General features: G+C 65.7%; 1 protein-coding gene. It reads left to right on the top strand.

Going from position 1 to position 13,096, the window contains the following annotated elements:
* Nucleotides 1-130 precede the first annotated feature (130 nt).
* Entirely contained in the window at nucleotides 131-13,093 is a 12,963-nt protein-coding gene (locus tag LOY45_RS08345) for a non-ribosomal peptide synthetase (RefSeq protein ID WP_258578958.1), read from the top strand.
* The last annotated feature ends 3 nt before the right edge of the window (nucleotides 13,094-13,096 follow it).

A 13,096-nucleotide genomic window follows, 5' to 3' on the forward strand; every position in this document is an offset into this window, starting at 1 on the left:
TTATTTCTCCGGCCCATCCGTTCCTCTCTGTACATCCTCGGCTCTGGCAAGACGCACCTCGGTGCCTGGAAGCCCGCCCTGCGCGCCACCCGAGACCTGATTTTACGTACAGACTCTGGCAGGAACCCCCATGATGGACGCCTTCGAACTCCCGGTTACGCTGGTCCAGGCATTGGCCCAACGCGCGGCGCTTACCCCCGACCGCGTTGCCTTGCGCTTTCTGGCCGAGGATCCGTGCGATGAAGCCGTGCTGTCCTATCGCGAGCTCGACCAGCGGGCGCGGACCATCGCCGCCGCCTTGCAGGCGCGCACCGAAGTGGGGGATCGGGCGATCCTGTTGTTTCCCAGTGGCCCGGATTACGTCGCGGCGTTCTTCGGCTGCCTCTACGCCGGCGTCATCGCGGTGCCGGCTTATCCGCCAGAATCATCGCGGCGTCATCATCAGGAGCGTTTGCTGTCGATCATCGGCGATGCCGAACCGCGCCTGCTACTGACCATCAGTGCCTTGCACGACAACCTGCAGGCCCTCGAGGTGCTGGCAGAGCCAAGCGCGCCACAGCTGCTGGCGGTCGATACCCTGGCTCAGGAGCAGGCCGGCAGTTGGCAGGCGCCGACCCTGCAGGCCGACGACATTGCATTTTTGCAGTACACCTCCGGCTCCACAGCCTTGCCCAAGGGCGTGCAGGTCAGCCATGGCAACCTGGTGGCCAACGAAGTGCTGATCCGCCAGGGTTTCGGCATCGATGTAAACCCGGATGACGTGATCGTCAGCTGGCTGCCGCTGTACCACGACATGGGCCTGATCGGCGGCTTGCTGCAACCGATCTTCAGTGGCGTGCCCTGTGTGTTGATGGCCCCGGCGTACTTCCTCGCCCGGCCGCAGCGCTGGCTGCAAGCGATCAGCGATCACGGCGGCACCATCAGCGGAGGGCCGGACTTCGCCTATCGGCTGTGCAGCGAGCGGGTCAGTGCCGCGGCAATGGCCAGCCTTGACCTGAGCAAATGGCGTGTGGCCTATTCCGGTTCCGAGCCGATCCGCCAGGACAGCCTGCAGGCCTTCGCCGACAAGTTCGCTGCCTGTGGCTTTGTGCCTGAGAGTTTCTTTGCCAGTTACGGGCTGGCCGAGGCCACGTTGTTCGTCAGCGGCAGCACCCGAGGCCAGGGGATTGGCGCGCTTGAGCTGGATGCCCTGGCGCTGGCGCGCAACAACGCAGAAGCGGGCAGGGGCACGGTGCAGATGAGTTGCGGGCGTAGCCAGCCCGGGCATGCCGTGCAGATTGTCGAGCCGCACAACCTGACGCTGCTGGCCGACAACCAGGTCGGCGAAATCTGGGCCAGTGGCCCGAGCATCGCCAAAGGCTACTGGCGCAACCCCGAAGCCACGGCCCGCACCTTCGTCGAGCAGGGCGGGCGCACCTGGCTGCGTACCGGCGACCTGGGTTTTTTGCGTGACGGCGAGCTGTTCGTTACCGGCCGCCTCAAGGACTTGCTGATCGTGCGTGGGCACAACCTCTACCCACAGGATCTGGAAAAGACCCTGGAGCGTGAAGTCGACGTTCTGCGTAAAGGCCGGGTGGCGGTGTTCGCGGTCGATGACCGGGGCGAGGAGGGCATCGGCGTTGCCGTCGAGATCAGCCGCAACGTGCAGAAAGTCATCACGCCTGCGAGCCTGATCAAGACCCTGCGCCAGGTGATCGCCGATGCCTGCCAGCAGGCGCCGGCGGTGGTGCTGCTGCTCAATCCCGGCGCGTTGCCGAAGACCTCCAGCGGCAAGCTGCAACGCGCCGCCTGCCGGTTGCGCATGGACGACGGCAGCCTCGATTGCTACGCGCGCTACCCTGATCAGCAAGCAGCGGCCGTAGCCGATCAAACCGCGTCGGCGACCGGCATGCAGGCCCGGATCGGTCGTCTGTGGCGTGAGCAGTTGGGCGTGGAGCAGGTGGCCGCGGACGATCACTTCTTCCTGCTCGGTGGCAACTCGATTGCCGCCACCCAGGTCTGCGCGCGCTTGAGTGACGAGCTGGATCTTGAGGTGGGCGTACGGGTGCTGTTCGAGGCACCGACCCTGGCCGACTTCAGTGCCGCGGTGACGGCGTTGCAGAGCGATGGCGGTGTCGCCCGTGGCGCCATCAGCCGCCTCGGCCGCGCGCAGGCCTTGCCGCAGTCGCTGGCACAGAATCGCCTGTGGCTGACCTGGCAGCTTGAGCCGCACAGTGCGGCGTACAACATTCCCGGCGCGCTGCGCCTGCGTGGCGAGCTGGACGAAGCGGCATTGCAAGCCAGCTTCCAGGCCCTGGTCGAGCGTCACCAATCCCTGCGTACGGTGTTTGCCGAGCAGGATGGCCAGGCCTTGCAACGCATCCTGCCGAGCCTGGCGTTGACCTTGCAGCGCCTGGATCTGTCTGCTGCCCGTGCGCAAGAAGTACTGGCGCAGCGCGAAGCCGAAGCGGTGCAGCCTTTCGACCTGCAGCAGGGCCCGCTGCTGCGCGTGACCCTGGTGCGCCTGGACAGCGAAGAGCATCAGCTGTGGGTGACGTTGCACCACATCATCGCCGACGGCTGGTCGATGAACATTCTCATCGACGAGTTTTCGCGCCTGTATGCGGCCCGCTGCCAAGGCCAGGACGCCAAGCTGCCGGCCTTGGGGCTGGACTACGCCGACTACGGCAGTTGGCAGCGCCAGTGGCTGGCCCAGGGCGAAAGCGCCCGGCAACTGGCGTACTGGAAGGATCGGCTGGGTGAGCAGCAGGCGGTGCTCGATCTTGCCACCGATTACCCGCGTTCAAACCGCCACAGCAACACCGCCGCCCGCTTGAGCGTGCGCCTGCAGCCCACCCTGGCGGAAGCTTTGCGCAGTATCGCCCGCGCCCATGACGCCACGCTGTTCATGGTCTTGCTGGCCGGTTTCCAGAGCCTGTTGCATCGCTACAGCGGGCAGACCGACATCCGCGTCGGCGTGCCCAACGCCAACCGTCCGCGCCTGGAAACCCAGGGCCTGGTGGGCTTTTTCATCAACACCCAGGTACTGCGTGCGCAGCTCGATGGGCGCTTGCCGTTCAACCAGTTGCTGGCCCAGGTGCGCCAAGCCACGCTGGAGGCCCAAGCCCACCAGGACCTGCCGTTCGAACAACTGCTCGAAGCCTTCCCCGAAGCTCGCGAGCAGGGCCTGTTCCAGGTCATGTTCAACCACCAGCAACGCGACCTCAGCGCCCTGCGTCGCCTCCCGGGGCTGCTTGCCGAAGAACTGCCGTGGCACAGCCGCGAAGCCAAGTTCGATCTGCAGTTGCACAGTGAAGAAGACCATCAGGGCCGCCTGATCCTGTCGTTCGACTACGCCGTGGAGCTGTTCGATGCGGCGACCGTCGCACGAATCAGCGCACAGCTGGTCGGTTTGCTGGAACAAGTCTGCGCTCAACCGCAGGTCGCCATCGGCGCTGTGCAACTGTTTGACGCCGATGGCCGCGGGCAATTGCTCGCATGGGGGCAGGCGCCGACGGTACCGGCGCAACAGTGGGTGGTCGACCAGCTCAACGAGCAAGCACGTCTGGCTCCAGAGCGCACTGCCCTGGTATGGCAGGGTGGCAGCCTCGATTACGCCAGCTTGCATCAACAGGCCAACCGCCTGGCCCATTACCTGCGCGACAAGGGCGTCGGTCCGGATGTTTGCGTGGCCATCGCCGCCGAACGTTCGCCGCAACTGCTGGTCGGCCTGCTGGCCATTCTCAAGGCCGGTGGTGCCTATGTGCCGCTGGACGTCGATTACCCGGCCGAGCGCCTGGCCTACATGCTCGCCGACAGCGGTGCCAGCCTGCTGCTCAGCCACAGCGATGTGCTCGAACGCCTGAGCCTGCCGACGGATGTCAGCGCCATCGTGATGGACCGCCTCAAGCTCGACAGCTGGCCAAGCCAGCCGCCGGGCCTGCACCTGCACGGCGACAACCTCGCCTATGTGATCTACACCTCCGGCTCCACCGGGCAGCCCAAAGGCGTTGGCAACACGCATGCGGCACTGGCCGAGCGTCTGCAATGGATGCAGGACCGCTATGAGCTCAATGACAGCGACGTGCTGATGCAAAAGGCGCCGATCAGCTTCGACGTGTCGGTGTGGGAATGCTTCTGGCCGCTGGTCAACGGCTGCCAACTGGTGCTGGCCGGCCCCGGCGAGCACCGCGACTCGCAACGCATCGCCGAACTGGTCCGCGAACATCGCGTAACCACCCTGCATTTCGTCCCGGCCTTGCTCCAGGTGTTTGTCCAGGAACCGCTGGCCGCGCAGTGCAGCAGCCTGCGCCGGTTGTTCTCCGGTGGCGAAGCCTTGTCGGCGAACCTGCGCGAGCGGGTGTTGCAGGTATTGCCACAGGTGGCCTTGCATAACCGCTACGGCCCGACCGAAACCGCCATCAACGTCACCCACTGGCAGTGCAGCGATGCCGACGGTGCGCGCTCGCCGATCGGCCGGCCGCTGGCCAACGTGTTGTGCCGGGTGCTGGATGATGAGCTCGAACTGACGTCGCCCGGCGTAGCGGGTGAGCTGTATCTGGGCGGTGCCGGCCTGGCTCGGGGGTACCTGGGGCGTGCGGGGCTCACCGCCGAACGTTTCGTGCCGCAGCCCGATGGCGACGGCCAGCGTCTGTACCGCAGTGGCGACCGGGCGCGCTGGCTGGCTGATCTGGGTGCGCTGGAGTACCTCGGGCGTCTCGATCAGCAGGTCAAGCTGCGGGGGTTCCGGGTCGAGCCGGAAGAGGTCGAGGCCTGCCTGCTGGCGCAGGCGGGTGTCGAGCAGGCGCTGGTGATGATTCGCGACACCGCCGCCGGCCCGCAACTGGTCGGTTACTACAGTGGTATCGACGCGAGCGCGCAGTGGCTGGCGGCACTGGCAGAGCAACTGCCCGCCTACATGGTGCCGGCGCAGTTGGTTCACCTGGCGCAAATGCCGCTGGGCCCGAGCGGCAAGATCGAGCGCAAGGCCTTGCCCGAGCCGCAATGGCAATCGCGTGAACACATCGAGCCGGGCACCACCCTGCAACAGCAGATCGCCGCGATCTGGCGCGAGGTGCTGGGTATCCAGCGGGTCGGCTTGCAAGATGACTTCTTCGCCCTTGGCGGCCACTCGTTGCTGGCCACCCAGATCATTTCCCGCACCCGCCAGGCTTGCAACGTCGAGTTGCCGCTGCGCACCCTGTTCGAAGCCAGCGAACTGGGCGCCTTTGCCTCTGCGGTCGAGGCGATCCAGCACAGTGGCGCGCACAACCTGCAGGGCGAGATCCAGCGCATCGACCGTCGTCAGGCCGTGCCGCTGTCCTACTCCCAGCAACGCATGTGGTTCCTCTGGCAGATGGAACCGGACAGCCCGGCCTATAACGTCGGCGGCATGGCCCGCCTGAGCGGGGTGCTGGATGTCAGCCGCTTCGAACAAGCGCTGCAGGCGCTGATCGTGCGGCACGAGACGCTGCGCACTACCTTCCCGAGCATCGACGGCGTGCCCTATCAGTGCGTCGCCGAAGACAGCAACCTGCAGATGAGCTGGCTGGATTTCTCCAGTGCCGCAGCGCAGGTACGCGAGCAACGCCTGCAGGCCTTCGCCGACGAGCAGGCGCACCAGCCGTTTGACCTGGAGCGCGGGCCGCTGCTGCGCGCCTGTCTGGTCAAGGCCGGCGAGCGTGAGCATTACTTCGTCCTGACCCTGCACCACATCGTGACCGAAGGCTGGGCCATGGACATCTTCGCCCGCGAGCTGGGCGAGCTCTACGAGGCTTTTGTCGACGAGCGCGAATCGCCGCTGCAACCCTTGCCGGTGCAGTACCTGGACTACAGCGTGTGGCAGCGCCAGTGGCTGGAAAGCGGCGAGCGCCAGCGCCAGCTGGACTACTGGCAAGCCAAACTGGGCGATGAGCATCCGGTACTCGAACTGCCGGCCGACCGTCCGCGTCCGGCGGTGCAGAGTCACCGTGGCGAGCTCTATCGCTTCGACCTGAGCCCGGAGCTGGCAGCGCGAGTACGTGCTTTTAATGCCGAGCGCGGCCTGACCCTGTTCATGACCATGACCGCAACCCTGGCCGTGCTGCTCTACCGCTACAGCGGCCAGACTGACTTGCGCATCGGCGCGCCGGTGGCCAACCGCATCCGTCCGGAAAGCGAAGGCCTGATCGGTGCCTTCCTCAACACCCAGGTGCTGCGTTGCCAGCTTGATGGGCAGATGCGTATCGGCGAGTTGATCGAGCAGGTGCGCCAGACCGTGATCGACGGCCAGTCCCATCAGGACCTGCCCTTCGATCAGCTGGTCGAGGCCTTGCAGCCACCACGCAGCAGCGCCTACAACCCGCTGTTCCAGGTGATGTGCAACGTCCAGCGCTGGGAGTTCCAGCAAAGCCGTGAGCTGGCCGGCATGCAGGTCGAGTACCTGGTAAACGATGCCCGCGCTACCAAGTTTGACCTTAACCTGGAAGTCACCGACCTCGACCGCCGCCTGGGTTGCTGCCTGACCTACAGCCGCGACCTGTTCGACGCGCCGCGTATCGCGCAAATGGCTGCCCACTGGCAGAACCTGTTGGTGGCAGTGCTGGGTGATCCCGAGCAACGCCTGGGCGAATTGCCGTTGCTGGCGGCGGTCGAGCAAAAGGCTTTGTGCGATTTGCTCAAGGGAGACAACACCCTGGCGCTGGATCACAACATTCATCAGCTGTTCAGCGAGCAAGCCGCGCATCAGCCTGATGCCCCGGCCCTGACGTTCGCCGGGCAGCACCTGAGCTACGCCGAGCTTGACGCCCGCGCCAACCAGTTGGCCCGTGTGCTGCGTGAGCATGGCGTCGGCCCGCAGGTGCGCGTCGGCCTGGCCCTGGAGCGCTCGCTGGAGCTGGTAGTCGGCCTGCTGGCGATCCTCAAGGCCGGTGGCGCCTATGTGCCACTGGATCCGGAATACCCGCTGGAACGCCTGCACTACATGATTGAAGACAGCGGCATCGAACTGCTGCTGGGCCAGCGTGCGCTGTTTGAGGCCCTCGGCGAGTTGCCCGCCAAGGTCGGTCGCTGGTGCCTGGAAGAGGACCGTGACGGCCTCGCGGCTTACAGCCGCGAAGCCTTGCCGTCGCTGACCTTGCCGGGCCATCAGGCCTATCTGATCTACACCTCCGGTTCCACCGGCAAGCCCAAGGGGGTGGTGGTCAGCCATGGCGAAATCGCCATGCACTGCCAGGCGGTGATCGAGCGCTTCGGCATGCGCAGCGATGACTGCGAGCTGCACTTCTATTCAATCAACTTCGACGCGGCCACCGAGCGCCTGCTGGTGCCGTTGCTTTGCGGTGCGCGGGTGGTCCTGCGTGGGCAAGGGCAGTGGGGCGCGGAAGAAATCTGCACGCTGATCCGCGAACAGCAGGTATCGATACTCGGCTTTACCCCAAGCTACGGCAGCCAGCTCGCCCAGTGGTTGGCCAGCCACAACGCAAGACTGCCGGTGCGCCTGGTCATCACTGGCGGTGAGGCACTGACCGGCGAGCACCTGCAGCGCATTCGCCAGGCGTTCACGCCGCAGCAGTTCTTCAACGCCTATGGCCCGACCGAAACCGTGGTCATGCCCCTGGCGTGCCTGGCTCCCGAGCAACTTGAAGCCGGCGCCGGCAGTGTGCCGATCGGCAGCGTGGTCGGGGCCCGCACGGCGTACATCCTCGATGCCGACCTGGCCCTGGTGCCGCAAGGTGGCATTGGCGAGCTGTATGTCGGTGGCGCCGGCCTGGCCCAGGGTTACCACGAGCGCCCCGGTTTGAGCGCCGAGCGCTTTGTCGCCGACCCGTTCAGCGACAACGGCGGGCGCCTGTACCGTACCGGCGACCTGGTGCGCCAGCGCGCTGACGGTCTGGTGGAGTATGTCGGTCGAATCGACCATCAGGTGAAGATTCGCGGCTTCCGTATCGAGCTGGGCGAAATCGAAACCCGCCTGCTCGAACACCCCGCGGTGCGCGAGGCCGTGGTCCTGGCCCTGGACATGCCCGGTGGCAAGCAGCTGGCCGGTTATCTGGTCTGCGATCAGGCGCGGGCGGACGCCGCCGGGCAGGTTGCCCTGCGTGAAGCGCTGAAGGCGCAACTGCGCCTGCACCTGCCGGACTATATGGTGCCGACCCACCTGGTGCTGCTTGAGCAAATGCCGCTCACCGGCAATGGCAAGCTCGACCGCCGCGCCTTGCCGGCGCCGGACCTGGAGCAGGGCCGCCAGCACTATGAAGCGCCGCGCAGCGAGCTGGAGCAGCAGTTGGCGACGATCTGGCGCGAGGTACTGAACGTGCAACAGGTCGGTTTGCAGGACAACTTCTTCGAACTGGGCGGCGACTCGATCCTGTCGATCCAGGTGGTCAGCCGTGGGCGTCAGGCCGGGCTGCATTTCACCCCGCGCGACCTGTTCCAGCATCAGACCATCCAGACCCTGGCCACGGTGGTCAGCCGCAGTGAAACCACTCAGGTCGATCAGGGCCCGCTGAGCGGACGCGCAGCGTTGACGCCGATCCAGCACTGGTTCTTCGACAGCGACGTGCCGCAACCCCAGCACTGGAACCAGGCGGTATTGCTGGTGCCGGTCGAACGCTTGAATGGCAAGACCCTGGAGCAGGCGTTGCAGCAGTTGCTGCAGCACCATGATGCCTTGCGCTTGCGCTTCACCCAGGCAAACGCTCAATGGCAGGGCGAGTACGTCCAGGCCGACCATCGCGAGTTGCTCTGGCAGGCTTCGGTAGCCGATCTGGGCGCCTGCCAGGCGCTGTACAGCGATGTGCAGCGCAGCCTCGACCTGGCACAGGGGCCGCTGCTGCGCGCCTTGCTGGTCGAAGACGGCGAGGGTCGCCAACGCCTGTTGCTGGCCATCCACCACCTGGTGGTCGATGGCGTGTCCTGGCGCGTGTTGCTGGAAGATGTGCAAGCGCTGTACCGCGGTCAGCCGCTGGCGGCCAAGACCCGCGCCATGAGCGATTGGGCGGCACGCCTGGTGGCTTATGCCGGCAGTGACTCGTTGCGTGACGAGCAAACCTGGTGGCAGGCACAGTTGGGCACCGCCAGCCGCGAACTGCCCTGCGATCATCCGCAAGGGGCCAACCTGCACCGGCAGGCGCAAACCCTCAGCGTGCGCCTGGATGCGACCCGCACCCGGCAACTGCTGCAGGAGGCGCCCGCTGCCTATCACACCCAGGTCAACGACCTGCTGCTGACCGCCCTGGCCCGCGTACTGTGCCGCTGGAGCGGTGACAGCACGGTGCTGGTGCAACTGGAAGGCCACGGCCGCGAGAGCCTGTTCGAGGACATGGACCTGACCCGTAGCGTCGGCTGGTTCACCAGCGCCTACCCGTTGAGCCTGAGCCCACTGAACGTCGAAGAAGCCGCGGGGCAGGGCGCTTCGATCAAGGCCATCAAGGAACAACTGCGTAATGTGCCGCACAAGGGTCTGGGCTACGGCGTGCTGCGCTACCTGGCCGATGCGCCGGTGCGCGAAGCCATGGCGGCGCTGCCCCAGGCGCGTATTACCTTCAACTACCTGGGCCAGTTCGACCAGCAGTTCCAGGCCGATGCGCTGTACCAGCCGGTGGATGAAAGCGCCGGGCTCGCCCACGACCTGGCGGCGCCGCTGCCCAACTGGCTGAGCGTCGATGGCCAGGTGTATGGCGGTGAACTGCAACTGCGCTGGACCTTCAGCCGTGAGCGCTATGACCCGCAGACCATCGAAACACTGATCGAGGCCTACCGGCTCGAGCTGATCACCCTGATCGAGCATTGCCTGACCCCGGGCACCGGCAGCTTCACGCCCTCGGACTTCCCCCTGGCGCAGCTGAACCAGGAGCAGATCGATGCCTTGCCGGTCGCTGCTGCACAGATCGAGGACGTCTACCCGCTGACGCCGATGCAGGAGGGACTGCTGCTGCATACCCTGCTGGAGCCGGGCACCGGCATCTACTACATGCAGGACCGCTACCGGATCAACAGTGCCCTCGACCCGCAGCGTTTCGCTGAGGCTTGGCAAGCGGTGGTCGGCCGTCATGAAGCCTTGCGCGCCTCGTTCTGCTGGAACGCCGGCGAGGCCATGCTGCAGATCATTCACAAACCGGGCGCGACGCCGGTCGACTATCAGGACTGGTCAGCCATCCCTGAAACTGAACAGGAAGCGCGCCTGCAAGCGCTGCACAAGCAAGAGCGCGAAGCCGGTTTCGACTTGCTCCGGCAGGCGCCGTTCCACCTGCGCCTGGTGCGGGTGGGCGAGGACCGCTACTGGTTCATGATGAGCAACCACCACATCCTTATCGATGCCTGGTGCCGTTCGCTGCTGATGAATGACTTCTTCGAGATCTACCTGGCCATGGGCGAGGGCCGTCAGGCGCAGTTGCCGGTGCCGCCGCGCTACCGCGACTACATCAGCTGGCTGCAGCATCAGGACCTGGACGAGGCGCGCCAGTGGTGGCGCACTAACCTCGAAGGCTTTGAGCGCAGTACCGCAGTGCCCAGCGACCGGCCATTGTTGCGTGACCACGCGGTAGAGAATGCCGGGATGCTGGTCGGCGATTGCTACACCCGCCTCGATGCCGCCGATGGCGCCCGCCTGCGTGAGCTGGCCCAGGCCCATCAGTTGACCATCAATACCTTTGCGCAAGCCGCCTGGGCCCTGGTGCTGAGCCGCTACAGCGGCGAGCGCGACGTGGTCTTCGGCGTTACGGTGGCCGGTCGCCCGGTGAGCATGCCGCAGATGCAGCGCACCGTCGGGCTGTTCATCAACAGTATTGCCCTGCGGGTGAAACTGCCCACAGCGGGCGAGCGCTGCAGCGTGCGCCAGTGGCTGCAGGGCCTGCTCGAGCGCAACATGGAGCTGCGCGAGTACGAATACCTGCCGCTGGTGAGCATCCAGGAGTGCAGCGAGCTGCCCAAGGGCCAGCCGCTGTTCGACAGTCTGTTCGTGTTCGAGAACGCGCCGGTGGAAGTTGCCGTGCTGGACCGTGCACAGAGCCTGAACGCCAGCTCCGATTCCGGGCGCACCCATACCAACTTCCCGTTGACCGCCGTCTGCTATCCGGGCGATGACCTGGGGCTGCACCTGTCCTTCGACCAGCGTTACTTCGATACCGCCACGGTCGAGCGCTTGCTGGCCGAGTTCAAGCGTTTGTTGCTGGCGCTGGCCGAGGGCTTCCAGGGGGATGTCAGCGAGCTGCCGTTGCTCGGTGAAACCGAGCGGCACTTTTTGCTCGACGACTGCAACCGCAGCGAGCAGGCCTACAGTCTTGAGCAAAGTTACGCCGAACTGTTCGAAGCACGGGTTGCCGCGCACCCGCAGCGGGTGGTTGCGCGGTGCCTGGAGCAAACGCTGAGCTATGCCGAGCTCAACCGCCAGGCCAACCGCCTGGGCCATGCGCTGATCGCCGCCGGGGTGGCGATCGATCAGCCGGTGGCATTGCTGGCCGAACGCGACTTGCCGTTGCTGGGCATGATCGTCGGCTGCTTCAAGGCGGGGGCTGGTTACCTGCCGCTTGACCCGGGCCTGCCGGTTACGCGCCTGCAACGTATCGTCGAACTGAGCCGCACGCCGGTGCTGGTGTGCAGTGCAGCCTGTGCCGAACAGGGGCGTGCCTTGCTCGAAGAACTGAGCTGTGCCGGGCGCCCGAAACTGCTGGTCTGGGAGCAGATCCAGGCGGCAGTCGGGCCGGACGGCAACCCGGGCATCTATAGTGCGCCGGACAACCTCGCCTACGTGATCTACACCTCAGGCTCCACCGGGCTGCCCAAAGGGGTGATGGTCGAGCAGCGCGGCATGCTCAACAACCAGTTGAGCAAGGTGCCCTACCTGCAATTGGACGAGCAGGACGTGATTGCCCAGACCGCCTCGCAGAGCTTCGATATCTCGGTCTGGCAGTTCCTCGCCGCACCGCTGTTCGGTGCTCAGGTGGCCATCGTGCCGAACGCCATCGCCCACGACCCGCAAGGCCTGCTGGAGCACGTGCAGGCTACCGGCATCACCGTGCTGGAGAGCGTGCCTTCGTTGATCCAGGGCATGCTCGTCAACGAGCATCAACAGCTCGATGGCCTGCGCTGGATGCTGCCGACCGGTGAGGCGATGCCGCCGGAGCTGGCCTCGCAATGGCTGCAGCGTTATCCGCACATTGGTCTGGTCAATGCCTATGGCCCGGCCGAATGCTCGGATGACGTGGCGTTCTTCCGCGTCGATGCCGCCTCGACCCGGGGCAGCTACCTGCCGATCGGCACGCCGACCGACAACAACCGCCTGTACCTGCTTGGCGACGATCAGCAACTGGTGCCGCTGGGTGCCGTAGGTGAGCTGTGCGTTGCCGGTACCGGCGTCGGCCGTGGCTATGTCGGTGACCCGGTGCGTACTGCGCAAGCCTTTATCCCGCATCCGTTCGGTGCGCCTGGCGAACGTTTGTATCGCACTGGCGACCTGGCGCGTCGACGTACCGACGGTGTGCTCGAGTACGTCGGGCGTATCGACCATCAGGTGAAGATCCGCGGCTACCGCATCGAGCTGGGCGAGATCGAAGCGCGCCTGCATGAGCAAAGCGAGATTCGCGATGCGGCGGTGGGCGTGCAGGATGGGGTCAATGGCAAGCATCTGGTCGGCTATCTGGTGGCCAGCACTGCGGGTGCCGATACCAGCGTGTTGCTGGAGCAGGTCAAGCAGCGCCTGCGTGCCGAGTTGCCGGAGTATATGGTGCCTCTGCACTGGGGCTGGCTCCAGCAACTGCCGCTCAATGCCAACGGCAAGCTCGACCGCAAGGCCTTGCCGGCCATCGACATCGGCGCCCAGCACAGCCAGGCCTACCTGGCGCCGCGCAGCGAGCTGGAAACGACTCTGGCCAGCATCTGGGCCGAAGTACTCAAGGCTGAACGGGTCGGGGTGCGCGACAACTTCTTCGAGTTGGGCGGGCATTCGCTGCTGGCTACCCAGATCGCCTCACGGGTGCAGAAGGTGCTGCAACTGAACGTGCCGCTGCGGGCGATGTTCGAGTGCAGTACCGTCGAGGAACTGGCGACCTACGTCGAAGGCCTGAAGGCCAGTGAGCTGAGCGACGACAAGGTCGACCGTCTCAGTGACCTGATGGCCGAGCTGGAAGCACTGTAGGGC

Origin of the sequence: Pseudomonas wadenswilerensis (assembly GCF_024749185.1) — a bacterium.
GTDB lineage: Bacteria > Pseudomonadota > Gammaproteobacteria > Pseudomonadales > Pseudomonadaceae > Aquipseudomonas > Aquipseudomonas wadenswilerensis.

Excerpts from the sequence above, each read along its gene's own strand:
- LOY45_RS08345 (WP_258578958.1), top strand. The coding sequence starts at position 131 with ATGATGGACGCCTTCGAACTCCCGGTTACGCTGGTCCAGGCATTGGCC.